Source organism: Gammaproteobacteria bacterium, assembly GCA_016765075.1.
In the GTDB taxonomy this organism is placed as follows: Bacteria; Pseudomonadota; Gammaproteobacteria.
Map to the genome: position 1 here is coordinate 15721 of JAESQP010000137.1, position 22474 is coordinate 38194.

Consider the following 22474-nt stretch of genomic DNA (forward strand, 5'->3'; position numbering starts at 1 on the left):
AGCCCTAGGCGTATCAGGGGCTCGCTAAAGCGAGGACTATTTTATGGCCAAGGCCAAGCAGTACTTACTTATCGTCGATGATGAAGAAGGCATCCAAAAGCAATTACGCTGGAGCTTTGATGGATATGAGCTTGTCTTTGCTGCTAATCGTGTAGAGGCCATTGCGCAGTTACGTCGTTTTGAACCTGTTGTTGTGACATTGGATCTTGGTTTGCCGCCTGATACTGCCGGCGCAAGCGAAGGTATTCTTGCTTTGGAAGAAATGCTGGCGCTTTCACCACACACCAAAGTCATTGTGGTGACGGGTAATGATGATCGTGCTAATGCGCTTGAGTGTGTCAATAAAGGCGCTTATGACTTTTATCAAAAGCCCATTGATCCTGAGTTGTTGTCAATTATGGTGGCGCGTGCATTTCATGTGTCGGAGCTTGAGGGCGAAAATCGCAAACTCGCTAAACGTCACAACACCATGCGCTTGCCCGGTGTGATTGGATCCAGCCCGCAAATGCTCAGGGTATGTCGTGATATTGAGAAAATCGCCCAAGCGAATGTGGCGACCTTGTTGCTAGGAGAGAGTGGTACCGGCAAGGAAGTGATTGCGCGTGCGCTGCATGAAATAAGTGACCGTAGCAATGAGCGGTTTGTCGCGATTAACTGTGCGGCTATTCCTGAAAATCTGTTGGAAAGCGAACTATTCGGCTATGAGAAAGGTGCGTTTACGGGTGCGACGAGGCAAAATATTGGCCGTATTGAGTATGCCAATGGTGGCACTCTATTTCTTGATGAAATTGGCGATTTATCACTTTCAATGCAAGTCAAATTATTGCGTTTTTTACAAGAGCGCACTATTGAGCGTGTTGGCGGACGCAAAGAGATTCCACTCGATGTACGTGTTGTCTGCGCAACCCATCAAAACCTTAGCGAGTTAATTACTGATAGCCGCTTTCGTGAGGATCTTTATTACAGAATCAGTGAAATCACCATTAATATTCCCCCTTTGCGTGATCGTGATGCCGATGTAGTCTTGCTGGCCAAAGCCATTATGGTGCGCAGCAAGCAGGAGCTTGGTAAGAAAACGAAACCGAAGAGCTTCTCTAGGGAGGCTTTGGATGTTATTTCTGCTTATCCCTGGCCCGGTAATGTGCGTGAGCTAGAGAATGTTGTACGCCGTGCGGTACTGATGTCTGAGGGGGCTCAAATCACGGTTGAGGATCTTGGCATAGAAGCCAATGCTGATACTAGACAACCGCTTAACCTTAAAGAAGTACGTGATCACGCAGAGCATGAAGCCCTGGTCAAAGCATTTGGCCTCTGTGAGGGTAATGTTTCGAGAATTTCTGAGCTGTTGGGTGTCAGCCGGCCGACACTGTATGATTTAATGGGTAAGCATGGTATAAAGTAGAGTGAAATCAAGCAGAGCCTGTGCTCGAGTGGTTTTCTGCGCTCTGAATTATTAACGTTTCGAGAAAGAATCAGCCAGTCTCTAGTAAAGAGAAGTAAGCCATGTACGAGTCGTTTTATAACTTATCAGCCAAGCCATTTGCGTTAAACGCTGACCCACGGTTTTTTTTCGGTAGCCGTGGCCACAAGCGTGCTCAATCCTATCTGCAGTATGGCCTGACACAAGGCGAGGGTTTTATTGTCATTACCGGCGGTGTTGGCACAGGCAAAACCATGCTTGTGCGTAATCTATTCGCTGGTCTTGCTAAAGAAAACATTGTTGCTGCGCAGCTCGTTACGACACAGCTCGGTGCCGACGATATGCTGCGAATGATTGCCGCGTCTTATGGTTTGGCTCATGAAGGGTTAGGTAAGGCAACTCTACTTAAGAACCTGGAAACATTTTTAATTACGCGCGCACGCGAAGGCAAGCGCGTATTGTTAGTGATCGATGAAGTGCAGAATTTGCCGCTGAGTTCGTTAGAAGAGTTGCGCATGTTATCCAACTTTCAATTGTCTGGTAAAACTTTGTTACAGAGTTTCTTGTTAGGGCAAGCTGACTTCAAAGATACGCTACGTTCGCCGCAAATGGAGCAGCTGCGCCAGCGTGTGATTGCCGCTTATCATCTTAACCCATTGGGGGAGGACGAGACTCAGACCTATATTGAACATCGCCTGACCTTGGTAGGCTGGACTACAGACCCAGTGATTAGCGATGAAGCCTACGCTGCTGTTTATAAATATACGAATGGTGTGCCGCGTTTGGTTAATCAGCTGTGCGACCGCTTACTGCTCTTTGGCTATCTAGAAGAGCTGCTGGCTATCGATATTGAACATGTTGATACGGTGGTTAAAGAATTACAGCAAGAGACCCCTGGCTCTCAATTTGGCGGCGATATTCATGATGAGCAAGACCAAGAGTTTATCCCCATAGAGCCTTCACAGGCGCCCTCATCACAGGCCAGGGGTGCATCTTCAGAACAGGTACGCACACCTAAGCGAAGCTTGAAAAAAGCTACGCGAGGTAGTAATGCGAAGTTAGCTAAGCATGCGACGATTACGAAACCAGACAGTAGCGAGGTTGGTCTCGCCAGTGATGAGGCAGTAAAGCGAATTACATTGCTTGAAAAGCGTGTGCAGTTGCTGGAAGAAAAAATGGATAGGCACATTACGGCCTTGCGTGATGCTTGCGAGGTTGTGATAGATGGTTAGGGTGTGGATTGATGAATGGTGCACCCCAAGAGCACTTCCTTAGCAAGGCTGTTGCATTATTTTATGGTGTAATCGTTTGCGATTTTTGCATTTTTTATAAAAACTTGAGTGAGTTGCTATGAATAATTGGGTAGGGTTGGCGTGTATTAGCGCAGCTATATTGTCTTCTGTTACGGTTAATGCAGCAGATGAGAATTTTGATGTTTATGTGTTCACCAATGCTATTTATGACGACAATGTATTTCGTGTAGCTAACAGTGCGGAGGCCTTGGCACAAAGTGGTACGACAACACGCTCTGACATAGAAACCACCTTTGGTGTGGGCGCCAATGTCAAAATTCCTGTTAGCCGCCAGCAGTTTAATGTTGATGCTGAATTGCGTCGTACGCACTTTAATCGTTTTGATCAGCTTGATAATAATAATGGCGAGTTGAAGGGTGAGTGGCAATGGGCCTACGCCAGTCGTGCCAGTGGCACCTTGGGTTATGAGTATGAGCGAGGGTTGACGGACTTCTTCGAATTCCAGTCTGCGAGTCGCGATACTGTCGTTGATCAAAACTTTTATGGCAGCGCGAAAATTCCAGTACATCCAAGGTGGACTGTAGTGCTGGGCAGTAATGCTCGTGATGTGGGTTATGACGAACGCCCCGAGCTTGACCGGGATACGACTGCAATTTATGCAGAGGCTCTTTTTCAGACGCGAGCCAAAACCTTTGTTGGGGTTCGTTTGCAGGAAAATGAGACAAAATTTGATAATAACGGTCTCGTCAGTAATGATTTCGATGAAAGCCAATACAGTGTCGTTGCTCGCTGGAACGTAACAGGTAAGTCACGTTTTGCAGCTTCCCTGGGACGAACCAAACGAGATCCCAGAAACGCAGAAAGTGGTGAATTTTCAGGTGGAACAGGGCAAGTGGAATACCGGCACATCATCAGTGGTAAGACGCTTGTAGATTTTAAATTATTTCGCCAAACGTCGTTGGTGGATGAGATTGCCAGTCTTGTTGTCGCAGAAGGCGCAGCGATTGAGCCGCAATGGAAAATTTCTCCGAAGCTTGCTTTTCGTGGGGAGCTTCGCTATGAGGAGCGTGATTTTAGAGGCTCGACTAATAGCGGCCGGTCTGATGATTTGCTATCTCTGCGTGCTCGTTTAGCATATAGATTGAACCGTGCTTTGACGCTTAACTTGGGTTTGGGTTATCAGACCCGAGATTCAAATGTTAGTGATAGTGAATTTGACCAGACTAGGCTTAGTGCGGGGATCCGCTTCACGATCTAAATCATAGGAAAATAGCATAAGCCAATTGGTTTTTTTACTATTTGTTTGGCTTAGCGGGTTTTCCTTGTATCTTAATAAAGATATTGCCAGTGAACGAAATGAGCTGGCAAGTGCTCTTACTGTATATTCTGTTCATCGCCGGTTAAAGAATGTCTGTTATCTTTCCGATAGGATGGTGGCGTGTCGTTTAATTGTTTAAGAGGGAAGGCTTGTGAGGACTTGGTACCAAATTATTTTCATCGGAATTTTTGTGTTCTGGGGAGTAACTGTATTTGCCGATACGCCTAAGGAATACCGACTTGGTATCGATGATACGGTTAAAATTACTGTTTTTCAGCAGCCAGATCTCACCACTGTTTCACGCATAGACGCTTCGGGTAGTGTTACGTTCCCCTTGATAGGTGAGATTAGACTGGCTGGTTTAACCAAAGTGGAAGCAGAAAGAGCAATATCGGGCTCTCTTAAGCAGGGCGGCTATCTGAAAAACCCTCAAGTATCTATTTTAGTTGAGCAATACCAAAGTGCCCAGGTTTCAGTATTGGGCTTTGTCAATAAACCTGGAAAATATCCAATCGAGCGTACAAGCTCGGTTATCGACATGCTGGCCAATGCTGGTGGACTGAGAGCCGAAGGTGGTGATGTGCTGCTTGTGGTGAGAGGGGCTGGTCGTAAGGCAAAGAGAATAGAGGTGGATTTGCTTAGATTTCAGCAAGGTGATTTAAGCCAGAATATTGAATTAAAGGCTGGCGATTTAGTCTTAGTGCCAAGAATGGAAGAGTTCTATATTTACGGTGAAGTTAGGTCTGCAGGTATTTATAGGCTGCGGCGCGATATGACAGTAATGCAAGGGCTGTCCGTTGGTTCTGGGCTAACTGATCGAGGTTCGAGGAAACGTTTGGTGGTTAGCAGGCAGAAAGATGGCAAAGTGGCCGAGAAAAAAGTGGCGTTAGGGGATATATTGCAAGCTAATGATGTTATCTACGTTAAAGAAAGTATTTTTTAGGTTGGTTGAATTTTTAGTATGAGTACTACAAAAGAGATAAATATAAATCAATACTTGATGATATTTTTCGCCTATAAGCGGATAGTGATTGCCTTGGTGTTGTGCGCTTTGGCGGCAGGTATTTTTATATATTCTCAGTCTCCAAAGCTTTATTCCTCAACGGTATCGGTAAATTTTGAATTCTTTAACCCTACTAACCCGCTTGCAAGTGCAGGTGGCAACTTGGCTATGAGGAGCGATGAATCGGTTTACATAAATACTCAAATCGATTTGATTCAAAGTAAGCTGGTTGCGGAACAAGTTTTTAATGGTTTGTCTGTTAGGCAGCAGGAAAGACTGGAGTTTGCCTTAGATAAAGGTCAGCCGCTGCTTGGAGTGTATATTGGATCGGTCCTTGATTGGATAGAACAGTTGATGGAACTATTCGCTCGTAAGGATGAAGATAGTGGTGATCTTCTATATGAGAGTACATCTTCAAATGATGAGGATGTTTTGGCTGAGAGAGATGTGGATTCTACATCTTGGCAGGCGAGATCTATGCTGAGAAGGTTGGCGGTTGAAAACGTTTTTGGCACGAGAATTGTCAATATTAGTTATGCATCCGCCGATTCTGAATTGGCTGCATTAATTGCTAATAGATTTTCAGCGGCATACATTGATACGCATCTGAAATTGCTACGCAGCCCAGCGGAGGGTTCCAAAATATGGTTAGAAGGACAGTTAAGTACCCTAAAAGCAGGTTTGGAAAGAGCACAGGCGACGTTAACACAATATAAAACTTCTGAGAGTATCGTTATTTCGTCCGAAAGGGTGGGTTTGGAATCAACAAAATTAGAAAAGATGAGTGCTGAATTGGTTACTGTACAAAGTGATCTTAGGCGGGCGGAGGTCACAAGAAGACAGCTGGACAAAATTAAACAGCAAGGTAAATCATTGTTGTCACTTGCGGCCATTTCAGAGAACGCTGATATACGGTCTATCCGCACAATAATACGAGAGTTAGAAGGTAGGATTGCGGAAAGTTCATCTGATTTAGGGGCGAACCATCCCAGGTTACGTCAACTGAGAAGCGAATTAAGCCAAGTAAAGGGAAAATTGCAAAGGGAGCTGAAGACGATATCCAATTTAATTGCGAATAGAGAGAGCTTGTTGAAGACAAGATATCAATCGCTTTCTGCAAGTACCGGTAAGCAGAAAAAAATAGTGCTCGGCTTGCAACAGCAGTTTGATCAAATCAGTGTGCTTGAAGCTGAGGTGGAAAGGAGAAAGGGCGCCTATGATTCGATTCTAGGACAGGCGAATACTACAAATTTACAAGCAGCGGTTGAGGAAGCAAACGTTAATGTTATTGATAAAGCGCGTGCTACTTCTAATTCATTTAGCCCTAAAATATCTAAGATATTATTATTTTCTTTGGCGATAGCATTTGCCTTGTCTATTTTTATCGTTGTCGTCGCAGAATTTTTTTGGCGAAAAGTAAGGTCACCTGAAGACATATATCAGGAATTTGATTTTAAGGTTTTGGGCGTTTTGCCCAGATAAACAAGTAGGTTTGTAAATAGACAATGTCGATGGATACCATACAAAGAGCGTTACAAAAGCAGCAGGAAAAAGCGCCTGATGAAAATGTATATCCGATTCGCAATGATGTTGATTCAGTTGTCACGGATGAGTTTACAGAAAATCCTGCTATTGAAGAGCTTGATTTAGAAGTACAACATGCTGCTGAAAATAGTATTGGTGAAATTTTACTTGAGGCAAAGCGGCTATCTGAAGGTGATATTGAGCTTATCCGGCAAGTTCAACAGGACGAAGATATATATTTTGGTGAGGCAGCTTTGCAGCTGCGATTGTTGACAAAAGAAGATATAAAATTTGCCCTATGTCGTCAATATGGTTATACCTATATTAATGATGCTGATTGTACGATATCAGAAGAATTGGTTACGTTATATAAACCGTTCCACAAAAAATCCGAGGTTTTACGTCTAGTACGTAGCCAACTAATCGTTGGCGCAATGTCAGAAGGTAAACGGATCTTTGCGGTAGTAAGCCCAGGCGCACAGGAAGGTAAAACATATATAGCGTCTAACCTTGCGGTCACTATGGCGCAGCTGGGAAAGCGAACACTTTTGATAGATGCCAATTTTCGTACTCCGCGAATCGATAAGATATTCTCGGTCAATGCACGGATAGGGTTGTCATCAATGTTAGCAGGTCGAGTGAGCAGAGAAAACCTGGCTAAATTACCGTATGCAGTCTCTACAGTCCCAAATCTTTACGTTCTTCCGACTGGGGCATTGCCTCCACATCCAGGAGAGTTATTAAGTTCTCATGTGCTACCAAAAATCCTTGGCGAGATATCCACTTACTATGATGTAATTTTTCTAGACACTCCCCCGGGAGGATATTTGGGAGATGTACAGACAGTAGCGCACGCGGCTGGTCAGGCAATAGTAGTTCTGCGAAAAAACCAGTCTTCTATGTATGATAGTAAAAAGTTAGTGGAGGCACTGCATCAAGCGAAGGTGGATATTATTGGAACCGTGTTTAATCATTAATTAAAGACCTTTCGGCATCCTGTCACCAAGAGACGATAAAGTATGCTGTAGTTAGCTTGATACGCCACGCATTTATATGAATAGTGTGATGACTAAATACAGCTTACGAAATTATTTTCTTGCTTTGAAATTATGGCGAGAGCTTGTTGTATAAAAAATGTATGGGTTTTCACATACAGCAAAAATATTGATGCAGCGTGTCTATTAATTTTTTATAGAAAAAAATTGATGTTATTTTTTGACTTTATCATTTTTAATGATCATATGAATGGTGTCAGGTAAAATATGAAGATACCTTTCGATGCTAAAATAATCACGCATTACGTCTTAGTCTACCTGCTGATTTTTACTAGTGGTGCGCTAGTTTTTAAATCGCTAAATTCCAATTTAATATTGATTTTCGCAACGTCTATGGCGGCACTTGCCTGGTGGGTGTATTCCGCGCGTGAAATTAACATAAAATTTTTAATCTATTTGTCTGTGACTGTTATTTTACTGTTAATACTGTCGTCCTATACCCAGGGTGGCATACCTGTCTCTGGGCTAGTGGCGACAGTTATAAAATTTATGTTTGTATATTTTGTTATTGCTACAGTCAGAGAGAAATTTTTAGGAGTATATACTAGGTTAGTAATATTTCTTGCAGCGGTGAGCATTATTGGTTATGCATCAGACCAGTTTTCGTTGCTCAGTGGTCTCGTAGGTTTGTTTCCCGCGCACCAATGGGTGGGCCCCACGGGAATAGAATCTGGATACGAGGGCATGTTATACATGTTTCGTTTTAATGTGCATTTGGATCGAAATAACTCTATTTTCTTTGAGCCGGGCGCGTATCAATTTTTTCTTAATGCTGCGATTTTCATATTATTTTTTTATGACTCGGGGTTGAAGAAAAAAGAAAAAATGGTAGGTTTATCTATATTGCTTGTGACTATCGCAACCACGCAATCGACTACTGGCTATATGACGACAGCACTTATTATGTTGGGTGCATTTCTGTACAGCCAGACAATATCAAATGGGGTCAAATTGGCGGCTGTTATCATGGCAGTATTGATGTTGGTCTTGCTGGCCCCTCTGATTCAATCGGTGATTTTTGATAAAATAGAGCGTTATTCCTCTATAGAATCTATTGGTGATAAGCAAGATTTACGTAGTTTCGAATTGTTGGTGGATAAGGAGATAATTAAAAAATACCCATTTGGGCTTGGCTATGAAGGTTATCGTAAAGCATTTTCGGTCATTGGAAAAACACGTCTGGGGCGCGCCTCATCTAATGGCATAACAAAACTGGCGGCGATATTTGGTTTGCCATTTACGATATTTTACTTAGGGTCAATGTTGTGGGCGTTCTTAGTCTACAATAAGAATATTGTCGTATCATTTATTGGTTTTGTGAGTATTGTTTTGTTTTTGTATTCTGAGGCTTATTATTTGTTTTCTCCTATCATGCTGGCGATTATTGTTGGCATGTTTGTAGTTCGAAAAAAGGAAAACACACTGAGTACTAAGGAGCGAAAAGCGAAGTCTGTTGCTGATTATCGATGACTGCTGCTATTTTAATGATTGTCATTGTATGTGATGGAGCACGGTAAACAATACGCAACCAATTTATTGGCTGGTATAGATTTATTTGGCTGATAGAAGTGTGGCGAGCTGGGTTAGGCGCGCCCTAAGGCTTCAGTTAATGTAGTGTCAGCTTGGGACTATTTAAGCTCAATCGAAAAAATGCAGAGCGAATTATCTCGTATACACAAAATATACGGTCTTTTCAATTGAATTGGTTGGCAAATAATAGGTTCATGGTATGAAAATATTACATGTCAGTAATGCAGCGCAGCTTGGCGGCGCGGGAATCGCTGCGCATAGATTGCATAGAGGGTTGATGCGGCTTAACTCAGCATCGATGATGTTAGTGAATAAGCGGCGCCATAAAGAAAGTTCTATTGTTGGTGCCGTAGGTACCTTTAACAAAATAATGTCAAAATTGACACCGTTACTAGACAGGGTGCCAGGACACTTTTCAAGCATTGATATGGACAGGGTTTCCGCATCCTGGGTTCCAGACAGGTTGGTTAATCGAATAAAAAAGATTTCTCCGGATGTTTTGAATCTTCATTGGGTAAATGATGGTTTTATGTCAATTGAAACCTTGGCAAAGTTCGATCAACCAGTCGTCTGGACATTGCATGATATGTGGGCATTTTCTGGGGGTGAGCATTATGTTGGTAATAGCGTTAGATATAAGGAAGGATATTCAAAGAAAAATCGACCGTTAGATGAAAAAAAGTTAGATATTCATCGGTGGATTTGGGCAAGAAAAAAGAAGTCTTGGTCTACGTTGGGAGAAAAAATAGTAATAGCCGCTCCAAGTAAATGGATGGCTCGTTGTGCCAGTGAGAGCGCGCTATTCAATAATTTTAGGGTAGAAGTTTTGCCTAACGGTATCGATCACGAAAGATATCACCCGGTGGACCATACTATTGCCAGGAAAATTCTAGGGCTACCAGAAGATAAAAAATTGATTCTATTTGGCGCCGGATCAGCAACAAGTGATAAAAGAAAAGGTTATCACTTGTTAGTTGATGCCATTTCAAAACTTGAGGCGTGGGGAACTGCAACTGACTATGAGTTGATCGTATTTGGAGCATCTTCTGGGGAGAGTAAGTTTTCCATGAAAACCCATTATCTCGGCATACTGGCCGATGAAATCAGTCTAGCGCTTGTGTATGCTGCTGCCGATGTTTTTGTGGCGCCGTCGCTTGAAGATAATTTGCCCAATACAGTGCTTGAGTCTCTTGCTTGCGGCACGCCTGTTGTGGCATTTAATACTGGTGGTATGCCTGATATGATTTTGCACAAAACTAATGGTTATCTTGCCAGCGCGTTTGATGTGGATGATTTAGCGAGAGGGCTGTTTTGGGTGTTAGAAAATAATAAACGTTGGGATGGTTTGTCCGCTGAAGCTCGCGATACAGTCCTTCAGTCGTTTACTCTTGAGCAGTCGGCGAAAAGATATTTGAGCTTGTATCAAGAGTTATTAGAACGTTTTTGAAGAATATAAGTTCTATGAGATTAGGCAACGATAGAGTGTTAAACGAGGAACAAACATGAAAATCAGTATATTTGGTCTTGGCTATGTTGGCGCTGTCTCGGCAGGTTGCTTGGCGAAAGAGGGGCACACAGTGATTGGTGTAGATCCCTACCAACCAAAAGTTGACCTCATTAACAGCGGGCAAACTCCTGTTATCGAGGATGAAATTGGCGCTATAGTTTCTAATGCGGTTAAATCGGGCTCGCTGCGAGCTACGACCGATGTTCAAAATGCTGTTAACAATAGTGAAATGTCCTTTATTTGTGTTGGTACTCCGAGTTTATTAAACGGTGGTCTGGATCTAAAATACGTCAGAAATGTGTGCGAACAAATCGGTGAGGCGATTCGGCAAAAAGACGGGTTTCATGTCGTGGTTGCGCGTAGCACCATGTTACCCGGCACGATGAGTGATGTGGTGATACCGGTACTGGAGGAAGCCTCGGGCAAAAAGGCAGGTGTTGATTTTGGTGTGTGCAATAACCCGGAGTTTCTGCGCGAAGGCACTGCCGTCTATGATTTCTATCATCCACCGAAAACAGTCATTGGTGAAACGGATTCGAAGAGCGGTGATTTGTTGGCAAGTATCTATGCGAAACTTGATGCGCCATTGATAAAAACAGATGTGCGTACGGCTGAAATGGTCAAGTACAGTGACAATGTATGGCATGCACTGAAAGTGGGGTTTGCCAACGAGATCGGTAATATATCGAAAGCGGTTGGACTCGATGGCCACGTAGTCATGGAAATTTTTTGCCAAGATACCAAACTAAACCTATCTCCCTATTATATGAAACCCGGTTTTGCCTTTGGTGGCTCATGTTTGCCTAAAGATGTGCGAGCCTTGACCTATAAGGCTCATAGTCTCGATGTCGATGTGCCTATTCTCGATTCAATTATGATTAGTAATAAATATCAGGTCGAAAGAGGCCTGAATATGATTACAGAAAAAGGCAATAAGCAAATCGGCATTCTCGGCTTTAGCTTCAAGGCAGGAACCGACGACTTACGGGAAAGCCCAATCGTTGAGCTAATAGAGCGATTATTGGGCAAAGGATACGATTTAAAGCTCTATGATAAAAACGTTAATTTGGCAAAACTGGTTGGTGCCAATCGAGATTACATCATGAATCAAATTCCACATATTTCAAAATTGATGGTGGGCAGCATTGATGATGTGCTTGAGCATGGTAGGACGATTGTGATTGGTAATGGCGATAAGGACTTTACCAGCGTTATGGATCGACTCAAGGATGACCAGGTTATTGTTGATCTTGTTCGTATCACCCAGGATAGAAGCAAGGAAGGTCGTTATGACGGCATATGCTGGTAGTGCCCGACGTGTACTTATCATAGTTGAGAACCTGCCGTCGCCGTTTGATCGTCGTGTCTGGCAAGAGGCGACTACGCTCAATGAGGCAGGTTACGAGGTGTCAATTATTTGCCCGGTCGGCAAAGGCTATGAAGAAAAATATGAGCTGATCGATGGGGTGCATATTTATCGGCATAGCTTGCCTCTTGAAGCAGAGGGTGCGCTGGGTTATTTGCTGGAGTATTCAGTTGCCTTGTTCTGGCAGTTTACGCTTGCTTGTCGCGTGCTGTTGACACGTGGCTTTGACGTTATTCATGCTTGCAACCCGCCCGATAATATTTTCTTAATAGGTGGTTTCTTTAAACTGTTTGGAAAAAAGTTTTTATTCGACCATCATGATATCAACCCCGAGCTGTATGAAGCTAAATTTGGTCGTCGTGATTTGTTTTATAAAATCATGCTGGCGTGGGAGAAGTGGTCGTTTAAAACGGCAGATGTTTCTATCGCTACTAATGAATCTTATAAACGCATAGCCATAGAGCGTGGTGGTATGCCGGAGGATCGAGTTTTTGTCGTTCGTAGTGGGCCAAAACTGGATCGCCTAAAAATTATGCCACCTGTTGAATCGCTCAAGCAAGGAAGAAAGTTTCTGGTTGGCTATGTCGGGGTAATGGGTGCGCAAGAGGGCATAGATTATCTCTTACGAGCAGCACAGCACATTGTCTACGAAATAGGTCGCAAAGACGTGCATTTTGGTTTGGTTGGTGGCGGCACTTCACTGAATGAGATGAAAGCCTATGCCGAGAAACTTAATATCTCGGAGTATGTGACGTTTACGGGGCGGGTGCCCGATGAAGAAATGCTGCAAATGCTAAATACGGCAGATGTGTGTGTGAACCCTGATGTTGCCAATGAAATGAACGACAAGTCTACAATGAACAAGATTATGGAGTACATGGCATTGAGCAAACCTATTGTTCAGTTTGATCTGACAGAGGGTCGATATTCAGCGCAGGGGGCGTCGTTGTATGCATTGAAAAATGACGACGAGGATATGGCAAGAAAAATAGTTGAACTGCTCGATAACCCAAAGCAAAGGGAGACCATGGGGCTCTTGGGAAGAGAGCGAATTGAAAAAACGTTATCTTGGGAACATGAAGCACCTAAGCTTTTAAATGCCTATGAGACGCTGTTTAACGGGTTAAATTAGATTATTTATAGTATGGCTTGCTAATGACTTTATAGTTGGCTGTGCATGGGCTTATTTTTTAGCAGGTTTGCTCGTAGTACTTGAAGGGCATGTTGGGTTTGGCCGTACCGCGTTATGCCATTATGAAACTGTAGTTCAGCAATCTCTAATTCTTGCCGTTCCTATTTGGTTGGCTGTCTGCCAACACATTTTGATAGCCACATCACACTTTTCACAACAGCCAAAATACATAGCTTTGCCTTGGCTTAAACTTGAGGCTAGACCTAAAGCTGCTCACATTCAAGCTAGATGGCCTGTTTGTGCGCTAATCGTTACTTTTCAATCCCAGTAAAATACGCTTCTCTGAGTTGTGAACTCAATCACCGTTCTTAATCGATTTTAGAGACAGAATCCAACCCATATTTACAGCACTCCACGGTGATTGGTATGGGTCTACGTTTACTTTCTTCAGTTTTGATTTTTCTGATATCGATTGCTGTTACTTCTTGCGGTGGCGGTGGCGGTGGCGGTGGCGGTGGCGGTGGCGGTAATAATAATGCATCGCAAGAATCAACGGTTACTATTCTCGGATCGGGCATTAAAGGCATTCTCGCCAATGCGACGGTTTCAATATACGAGCTCAATATATCACTGCCATTGTCCTATGATCCAGCGCTCCCTCTTGCGTCAGGCGTGACAGATTCCGTGGGCAGGCCTGCTTCTTTGGAGATTCCAACAAGCATATCTAGACCCCTAGTGTTAGTCGTTGACGGTGCGAGCAGTATCGATCTTAACAGCAACCAAACTCCTGTCATTACGAATTTAACAAGCATCTTTACAATTCAAGATGCTTTGGCGGGTAATCCAATTTTCGCTACCCCGTATACAACGATTGCGCATGAAATGGTAAAGCTCAACTCAACAAGCAGCTCTTCCAACACGGCCTTTCATGATAATTTTGCCGCTGCGATAACGGATGTTGGTATGGCGCTTGGTTTCGGCACTGAAACAAGTGTAAATTTTCTTACGACACCTGCTGTATTAAGTGAGACTACGTTAAGCCAAGCGCAACAAGGTGCGATTATTCAGCATCGTGCAGCTATTGAGGCGCTAGCCGCAATCATCGTCGAACTCAGAAATGCCTCGGGCAATACGCTATCTGCAGGGGATGTTGTGGTAAAGCTTGCAGATGACCTTTTTAATGATGGCCAGATTGATGGTGACAGTGGGCTCGATATATCTGCTATTCCTGCGAATGTCGAAAACCTATATGTTCCAGATACGCAATTTCGAATCAAAGATATTAGCCTCATTCTTGAGTCAGAGCGTCAATACACAGGGGTGAATACAAGCTCTGTTAGCTCCTTATCACCAACCCTAATGGCGCCTACACTATCATCAGATAATAGTAGACCTGTAGTAGATAACAATGGTGGTTCTACCGGAGCCAATACAGAGGTTCCAGAGCCCGTTATTTCTTTTTCCACAAGTGCCGCCAACTTTGGTCGTATTTCAATGGGTGCTAGCGCTGATATGTCAGTCATATTGACCAATATTGGTGGTGCGCCACTGGTCATCACCAATATTTCAACAGCAGCACAACAGAGCTTTACCCAAACAAACGATTGTAATGGCTTTGTGCCAAGCGGTCAGAGTTGCGTAGTAAACATTACCTTTTCCCCTGCTGGGTTGGGCAACAGGAGTGATGTGCTCTTAGTCAATGGTGATGGGGCAGCAACACGAACCGTCAGTTTGCTAGGCGTGGGTGATAGTGGAGTGTTGCCAGAAAACACTGTTTTGGACGTTGATTTTGAGCGCCTGAGCCGAGGTGCATATCGGGAATCAGACTTACGATCAGATTTTAACGTAGGTGTAAACGGTTATAACGATACCGTTCATGGACCTAATGCTAACTCTATGGATATTATTGCAGACCCAGCGAATTCAGGCCGTGGTAATGTTTTACGTGTCTTGCACCGAGAAGGCAGAGGCGGCAATAGCGTTCGAGCCGGTGGTTTTCGGTTTCGTGCAGATTTTCCTGCCACAGAAGAATATTATTTTGCCTACGATGCTTACTTCCCCAATGGCTGGTTTCAACCGTTACAACACAAAATGCCTGCAATGATGAGCACTACCAACTTGCTTAATGCGTCGCATTTGCATAATGTGAGGCCGCACGAAACGACAATACCGGGGTTCAATACTCGAATGCAAACTTTTTCAAATGCTGCATATGGTCGCGGTGATGGGAGCTTTTCCAGTATTGTTTATGACAAGGAGAGCGTGCAACAGCCTCGTTGGGCTAATTACATAAGTCCAACAGATACTGACTTCAGGACTCAAAGAGAAAACTTGGCCGGACAATATATTATGCCGCGTGGCCGCTGGGTTAAAATAGAACAGCGTGTAAAACTCAATACGGTCAATGTCAGAGACGGGCTTATGCAGATATGGATGGATGGGGAGCTAATTTATGATCGAACACATTTATGGTTGGCAGATACAAACTACCCAGGAAACTTGGTATCCAATGCCAACAGAAAGATCGATGGGGTTTTTATGTATAGCTATTATGGTGGCAACCCCTCTGATCCGAGGAATCGACCACCTGCTGATAATTACCACTATTATGATAACTTTATCGTGTCTGCTTCGCCGATCACACATTAGGCTCTGTTGATAATTGGCTTTAAGGAGGGGGATTATTAAGGGTAAACTCGTCATATTGCAGGTTCTACCCCAACAATAGTAATGCCCCGGCTCATGCATCACGGATGTGCTTTGTGCCGAAGCCAAAAAAATTATGTTGCAACAGCAGAGCAGGCAAAGGCTAGAATAGTGACTCGTTAAGAGGTCAGCTTCGAGGGAAAAAATCGGGCTCCCATAGCCCAAAAAAACAACTTGAGGATTAGCAATGATGACATGGACTGGCGTTTATACAAACATTGCTATCTCGCAGAGAATATCTTTTCGAGGCTTAAATACTTTTAAGAAATTGCAACAAGATACGATAAATTGAAACGAAATCATCAAGTCATACTGACTTAGACTGTGTGGCTTTATAGGGCTACCAATATGAATGATCAATACTTCTGTAGACAATATTTTTTGTACATCTAGCGCTATCGTCGTAGGTTGCAAACATTGAGATTATAAATTTTCACATATGAGTACAAAGGCCATGAGGGATGCGCAATAATTGTGGATGTGTAGCAAATTTAGCGCTAGACTGCGCCCTAAATGATTGGGGCGCAGGGCACAGCAATATGTATCTCAAGAACAGCCTGACAAGTATTGCAAAAAAAGCCAAGCAAATAGGTTTGCTAGATAGGTTTATTCGTTACCACCCGCTTTATTACACACGCGCTTTGCGAGCCATTAAAAAATTCAACGGCCAGGGTATGCCTGAGCGGAAAAAGCTTGCTGAGGTGTTAAGGGATCGTGCTTTGTTGCACGCATCTAAAACACCCTATGGCAGGCAGTTTGGCAGCAATTATGACAACTGGCCGGTGCTAGAGAAGACTGTATTGCGGGATTCTCCAGGTATCTGTTCCCATCGCAGTTTCTCATCTATTCCTGCCTCTACTGGAGGCACTACAGGTCTGCCACTGAATTTATTGCGGTCTGTAGAGTGTATTGCTGTAGAGCAAGCGTTTATCGATAATTTGATCAAGTCGCATGGGGTAAGCTTTCGCTCCGCAAGAATTGCGATACTGCGCGCTGATGAAGTTAAAAGCCTAACGGACAATAAACCACCATTTGGTGTTTATAGACACAAAGGGAAGCGACTGATTTTATCAAGCGTACATATGTCAAGGCATACGATTGATTGGTTTGTTGCTGCACTACAGGATTTTCGACCTCAGGTATTGTGGGTGTATCCTGGCACGCTGGCAAGCATGCTTCGTTTGATGGATGAAGCTGGGTTGCGACTCAAGGTTCCAATTGTTTTGTCATCTTCAGAGTCCATGGCGCCTGAGCTGTCAAAGGCAATCACTAAAATACTGTCAGCAAAAGTAATTGATTATTATGGTCAGGGCGAGCGTGTATGTTTGGCCTATGCAACTCAAGTTGAAGAATATTGGTTTTCGCCAGCATATGGTTATGTTGAATTGCAGCCAGAGGAAGAGCCTGATGCTGATAACGGAACTAGAACTGCGAGAATAATTGCAACTACTTATTGGAATAATGCTATGCCACTTATTCGTTACAATACGGGAGACTTTGCTGTTATTCCTTCAACCTATACCGCGAAAGACCTTGAAGAGGTTGCGTTCGGTGTTAAACCATTCTTAGGTATTGCAGGTCGGTCAAATGAATTTATTGTTACTCAAGATGGTAGGGATCTTCGTGGTTTAAACCACATACCTAGAGACGTGGAGCATATTTTGCGTTTGCAGATCGTGCAAAATTGTATGAACAAAATAACGATTAGAGTGTTAGCAAATTCCGGTTTTAATGGGTCTGATAGAATAAAAATTATTGCGAATGCGCGCAATTATATTCCCCCTGAAATTGACGTGGTTGTCGAAGTGGTCGATTCATTAGAATCTATGCCAAATGGTAAAACACCGTTTGTAATACGTAATGTGTGAAGTTGTTTTTTTGCCATAACAATTTTAGTTAGCACTGATTTTATGGCGTCAGTATTTGATTAAGCTTATGGTTTTTACAGGTAAATGATTGATAAAGGGAAGTGGTTGGTAAAGCGCTTGCAGTGTATGTCCTTGCCGGAAATATTGCACCGCGTAGTAACGTTAATTAAAAATAGTCTAGAGAAGTTAGGCCTGATTATTGTTAGTGACCCGCCCTCGCCTAACTTGGTTAACCAATCAATCTCTTGGTTTGGGAAAAACAAAAGCGAGCAACCAGCATCTTATTGTCAAGCCTCGGATAAGACCATACAGGGTTTGTTAAACGTTTTTGATTTACGTGACCAATATGTTGGTACCCCCCCCCAATGGAACCAAGACCCGTTATCGGGGAAAAATGCGCCAATGGTTTTTGGTAAGACGCTCGATTACCGTAACGAGAAGTTGGTTGGTGATATTAAGTATCTTTGGGAGCCTAGCCGACACCTTCATCTGGTTACCTTGGCTCAAGCGTATTCCCTCACTCAGTCAGAAGATTATCTTAATGTTCTAAAGTTACATTTAGATTCCTGGTTTGACCAGTGTCCGTATTTGATGGGGCCACAATGGGTGAGTTCGCTGGAACTGGGAATTCGTCTTATTAATTGGTATCTCGTATGGCAGCTAGTTGGCGGCCTCGAATCAACATTATTTAAAGGAAAAGAAGGCGAAGAATTTCGTGACAGGTGGCTAAAATCGATTTATCAGCATGTTCACTTTATAAAAGGGCACTATTCTCGCTATTCATCAGCTAATAATCATTTAATTGGAGAGGCGTCAGGTGTGTTTATTGCTACTGTTGGATGGCCATTCTGGTCGGAATTCAATCAATGGCGAAAAGAAGCTGCAAGTATATTAGAACGTGAGACATTGCTACAGAATACCGCTGATGGTGTGAATCGCGAGCAGGCCATTGCTTACCAACAATTTGTCTTGGACTTCCTGATTATCTCAAAATTGACAGCAGATTCGAATCAGTGCGAGTTTTCTAGTGCTTGGGATGCACGTTTGGAGAGTATGCTTGAGTTTGTCGCATCGATAATGGATGTTGCTGGCCATATTCCGATGATAGGCGATGCAGATGATGGTTTTGTTGTTGGTTTGGTGCAAGGCGAAAATAATTGGTGTCCATTTAGATCATTGCTAGCTACAGGCGCTATTTTGTTCAACAGAGCTGATTTTGCTGTCAAGTCAGGTGGGTATGATGGTAAGAGTCGATGGCTTCTAGGTGATCAGGCTTTAGAGAAATTCGAGTCTTTAAGCGCTAACGATGTTTCTTTGCCAGTTAGAAGAGAGTTCGTAGAGGGTGGCTACTATATATTAGGTGACAAGTTCGAGAGTGAAGAAGAAATTAAAATAATAGCTGATGCAGGGTCGTTGGGGTATCTTGGTATTGCCGCACATGGGCATGCTGACGCGCTTTCGTTTACGTTGTCAGTAAGTGGTGAGGAAATATTAATAGACCCTGGCACCTATACCTATCATACCCAGAAAGAGTGGCGTGATTATTTTCGGGGTACCGCAGCCCATAATACCGTGTGTATTGATGGCCAAGATCAATCGGTTATCGGTGGTAATTTTATGTGGCTGCGAAAAGCAGAAATTTCCGACGTTGAGTGGAGCGTTGATGCCGATGAGGACTCTCTTTGTGCATCCCATAATGGGTATATGCGGTTTTCTGACCCTGTTCGTCATACAAGAACAATACGTTATGATAAAGCTGAGAAAAAGATTTTTGTTGCCGATACCATAGCGTGCAGCGATGAGCATCTAGTTGAGTTGTCATGGCATTTTAGTGAGCTATGTAAAGTTGAAAAACGGCCAGAAGGAGTTGTTATTGTCAATGGTAAAGCTGTAGTGGTAATAAAAATTGCTGATTCAGAAAAAGGTCAGCTTAAAGTCGTATCCGGTGGAAGCGACCCACTGCAGGGTTGGATTTCTCGGCGATTTGGTATGAAAGAACCGGTGTCTACGGTGGTGTTTTCGAGAAAAGTCCACGGCGATACAGAGTTACATACAGAATTTGAAATCAATCCGATTGATATTTCAGATTCAAGTTCAAGTATTTGATGGGGCTGGTGTGATGAGGGCGGCATTATTACTGACGTGTTTTAACCGAAAGGATAAGACGCTGTCGTGTCTTGAATCAATATATAGCCAGCTGCCGGTTAAAAATTTAGAGTTAGAAATTTATTTAGTAGACGATGGTAGTACGGATGGTACTGGCGACGCAGTTGCTGCTAAGTTTTCAGCAGTACGACTTTTGCGCGGCGATGGCAGCTTATATTGGAATGGTGGAATGAACATGGCCTGGAGCGCTGCTCGTGCAGATGGGTTCGACGCTTATATGTGGGCTAATGATGACATAGACTTAGATCCAGATGCTTTATCAGTGATGGTGCATGCCTTTAATGAAGGTCACGATGATTGTGGTGTGGAGCCTGTAATTGTTGGTAATTTTTGTGAGACTGATAGTGGCAAGCATACCTACGGAGGGTTTTCTGTGAAGCAGACATTTCGTGGTATGGCGACTAAAAGAATACTACCGAATGGACAAATCGCAAGATGCGATACGTTCAATGGAAACCTGGTCTTGATACCTAACAGTGTTGTGGAGATGGTTGGAATGCTGGATCCGCAATATACCCATGCATTTGGCGATATGGACTATGGGCTTAAATGCATGAAAAATAATATTCCAATGTACATTACTCCTGAGTATCTTGGGCGATGCTCAAGAAACAGTATTAAGGGAACATGGGTAGATTCGACGCTTCCGTTGGCCGAACGGTATCGAAAATTACTACTTCCTACCGGGATTCCACCTAAGGAATATTTTTATTCATGCAGGAAGCATAGTGGGAGAGGTGTTAGCATTATTGCGCTTGTCAAACTTTATTTGCGATTGTTGCTGCCAGATTTTTGGGCTCGGATTTCCAGGAAAGAAAGTAGCAAATAGTGACTTAGTGGAGAGTTTTGAAAAACCCTGATTTCTTATGAAGAAAGTACTGCTTATATCGAATTATGTATTTCACTATAGACTAACTATCTATAATCATTTCTATGATGAATTTAAAAAACTGGGATACGAATTTCATGTGTTGAGTAACCAATACCAGGAGTCTGATGTTGACTGTAGATTTGTCAAACATGTAAAACCATTTTCTGTTTTTGGCTACATTAAAAAGATACGCTCAATTAGACCTGATGTGGTGATAAACTTTTTGCATCTTAAGGATAAGATGATATTTTCATTAACGTTGTATTGCAGGATTAGCAGGATACCGATGATTTATTGGAATCATGGTGTTAATTTAAGCAAATCGGATGATAAGTTGCTAGGCTTAATATACAAAACGATACATAAGTTAAGTGACGCTGTATTGTTGTATACGCCTAATGAGTTAAAGTTCATCTCCCCATATTCCAGAGATAAAGTATTTATTGCATATAACACGCTTTGTTTTGATGCTGCCGATAGGGTCGGAATTTTGAGTAAGGATGCCGTAAAAAAAAATATTCGATTAAGGAAGAAAAAGTAATATTATTTATATCGAGATTGGTGCCTTATAAAAAACTGGATTTGTTGTTACAGTTATTTTGTGAAGAAAGTGGTGTGGCTGTAGTGGTGGTTGGCCCAGGTATCGAGGAGAAGCAAGCGAAATTGATCAATGAAACGCCTCATTATTACTATTTGGGGGCGAAGTATGGAAGGGAAATTAATGAAATATACAATATGGGGGATGTGTTCAGTACGCCGGGGCATATCGGCTTGGCTTTGATTCAGGCTTTTTTTTGGGGAAAGCCGGTGGTACTTCTAAACACTAGGCATGCTCCCGAGATATTTTATATGAAAAATGGAAAAAATGGCTATCTTGTAGAAAGTTCGCGAGAGCTGAAAGAAAAAATACTCTATTTGCTAAGAAACGAAGAAGTATGTAACGAGTTTTCACGCAATGCCAGAGATACGATAGATAGAGATGCGGATATAAGTAAAATGTTTGGTGGGTTTCGAGAGGCAGTGGACTATTGTACAAATAAAAACCAGCTTAAGTTATAACTGCCCAAAACAGTGCTCAGCACTCAAGGTAAGGGCGAGGAAAACATGAAAAGCTGACTAGTAACTATATATCTTATATTGTGATGTGTGGGCGCATAATTCTAGTTGCGGGCTGTTAAAGTTTTTAGATGTTGGCTCTGAGGTTGGTATAGGTAGAGAAACGATGTTGTATTTTGTCGTGCCATTGTGTAGACCCCCCCATCAAAGAGACAACTCTAAACTAGAGTTTTCCCGGTAAGCAAAAAAATACGGAAAGAGTTTTCTCTGGGCGAGTGAGGAGTGAAGGATTACGGTATTTGACAGGAGCCTGGTCTGACAAGGTTAGTGGCATCTGTGAGATTATATATAGTGAGGGCTTGTACGTTCGGTGTCAGCAATCACTCCTCAGCATATTGTTGCCGAGGAGTGTAAGAACAATTTTGGCTTAATGTGTTATTGGTGAGCCAGATACGATAAAGTTATCGTAATAGTGGTATTGGTCGGCAGGCGGACGATTTCTTGGGTCGTTTGGATTGCCGCCGTAGTAGCTATACATATAAATACCGTCCCATAGTCGAGTGCTCGCAGCGTCACGCCAATTATGATTATGATCATAAATCAACTCTCCGTCCGCCCACATCATCATTTTGCCGTTGTTTAAGCCGTTGGTGTTGACCTTTACATATTGCTCTATCTTGACCCAGCGACCACGCGGCA

The 22474-nt window shown here is 43.0% G+C and carries 16 protein-coding genes; 15 read left to right on the plus strand and 1 reads right to left on the minus strand.

Going from position 1 to position 22474, the window contains the following annotated elements; all coding sequences use genetic code 11:
• Nucleotides 1–43: 43 nt before the first annotated feature.
• The 15 genes from prsR to JKY90_08250 all read left to right on the plus strand — a co-directional run bounded on the left by prsR (nucleotide 44) and on the right by JKY90_08250 (nucleotide 21778).
• Complete coding sequence (prsR, locus tag JKY90_08180) at nucleotides 44–1402, plus strand: PEP-CTERM-box response regulator transcription factor (protein ID MBL4852240.1); 1359 nt, start codon at nucleotides 44–46, stop codon at nucleotides 1400–1402.
• Nucleotides 1403–1503: 101 nt separating this feature from the next.
• Entirely contained in the window at nucleotides 1504–2652 is a 1149-nt protein-coding gene (locus JKY90_08185; protein ID MBL4852241.1) for an AAA family ATPase, read from the plus strand.
• Nucleotides 2653–2770: 118 nt separating this feature from the next.
• The gene (locus JKY90_08190) at nucleotides 2771–3931 is read left to right on the plus strand and encodes an outer membrane beta-barrel protein (GenBank protein ID MBL4852242.1); all 1161 of its coding nucleotides are present in this window, start codon (nucleotides 2771–2773) and stop codon (nucleotides 3929–3931) included.
• A gap of 250 nt (nucleotides 3932–4181) precedes the next feature.
• The gene (epsE, locus tag JKY90_08195) at nucleotides 4182–4934 is read left to right on the plus strand and encodes a polysaccharide export protein EpsE (protein MBL4852243.1); all 753 of its coding nucleotides are present in this window, start codon (nucleotides 4182–4184) and stop codon (nucleotides 4932–4934) included.
• A gap of 18 nt (nucleotides 4935–4952) precedes the next feature.
• Nucleotides 4953–6476 carry a hypothetical protein gene (locus JKY90_08200; GenBank protein ID MBL4852244.1) on the plus strand — a complete coding sequence of 508 codons (1524 nt, stop codon included), beginning with the start codon at nucleotides 4953–4955 and terminating at the stop codon, nucleotides 6474–6476.
• A 29-nt stretch (nucleotides 6477–6505) separates the two neighbouring features.
• Nucleotides 6506–7495, plus strand: a complete 990-nt coding sequence (locus tag JKY90_08205) for a polysaccharide biosynthesis tyrosine autokinase (protein ID MBL4852245.1) — start codon at nucleotides 6506–6508, stop codon at nucleotides 7493–7495.
• 411 nt (nucleotides 7496–7906) lie between these two features.
• Complete coding sequence (locus JKY90_08210; GenBank protein MBL4852246.1) at nucleotides 7907–9043, plus strand: hypothetical protein; 1137 nt, start codon at nucleotides 7907–7909, stop codon at nucleotides 9041–9043.
• A 259-nt stretch (nucleotides 9044–9302) separates the two neighbouring features.
• Nucleotides 9303–10550, plus strand: a complete 1248-nt coding sequence (locus tag JKY90_08215) for a glycosyltransferase family 4 protein (protein MBL4852247.1) — start codon at nucleotides 9303–9305, stop codon at nucleotides 10548–10550.
• 55 nt (nucleotides 10551–10605) lie between these two features.
• Nucleotides 10606–11919: a UDP-glucose/GDP-mannose dehydrogenase family protein gene (locus tag JKY90_08220; GenBank protein MBL4852248.1), complete on the plus strand. Its 1314-nt coding sequence runs from the start codon at nucleotides 10606–10608 to the stop codon at nucleotides 11917–11919.
• Nucleotides 11900–13108 (plus strand): glycosyltransferase family 4 protein, encoded by a 1209-nt coding sequence (locus JKY90_08225; GenBank protein MBL4852249.1) that lies wholly within the window; start codon nucleotides 11900–11902, stop codon nucleotides 13106–13108. Before JKY90_08220 ends, JKY90_08225 begins: the two co-directional genes overlap by 20 nt.
• 426 nt (nucleotides 13109–13534) lie before the next feature.
• Nucleotides 13535–15757, plus strand: a complete 2223-nt coding sequence (locus JKY90_08230) for a DUF1573 domain-containing protein (protein ID MBL4852250.1) — start codon at nucleotides 13535–13537, stop codon at nucleotides 15755–15757.
• A gap of 596 nt (nucleotides 15758–16353) precedes the next feature.
• Nucleotides 16354–17682: a hypothetical protein gene (locus JKY90_08235; protein MBL4852251.1), complete on the plus strand. Its 1329-nt coding sequence runs from the start codon at nucleotides 16354–16356 to the stop codon at nucleotides 17680–17682.
• Between the two features lie 84 nt (nucleotides 17683–17766).
• On the plus strand, nucleotides 17767–19788 hold the full coding sequence (locus tag JKY90_08240) for an alginate lyase family protein (GenBank protein MBL4852252.1): 2022 nt from the start codon (nucleotides 17767–17769) through the stop codon (nucleotides 19786–19788).
• Nucleotides 19742–20677: a glycosyltransferase family 2 protein gene (locus tag JKY90_08245; protein MBL4852253.1), complete on the plus strand. Its 936-nt coding sequence runs from the start codon at nucleotides 19742–19744 to the stop codon at nucleotides 20675–20677. The genes JKY90_08240 and JKY90_08245 overlap by 47 nt, the downstream gene beginning before the upstream one ends.
• A gap of 564 nt (nucleotides 20678–21241) precedes the next feature.
• Entirely contained in the window at nucleotides 21242–21778 is a 537-nt protein-coding gene (locus JKY90_08250; protein MBL4852254.1) for a glycosyltransferase, read from the plus strand.
• Nucleotides 21779–22202: 424 nt separating this feature from the next.
• Here JKY90_08250 and JKY90_08255 read toward each other — a convergent pair whose 3' ends face one another.
• Nucleotides 22203–22403, minus strand: a complete 201-nt coding sequence (locus JKY90_08255; GenBank protein ID MBL4852255.1) for a hypothetical protein — start codon at nucleotides 22401–22403, stop codon at nucleotides 22203–22205.
• Between the last annotated feature and the right edge of the window lie 71 nt (nucleotides 22404–22474).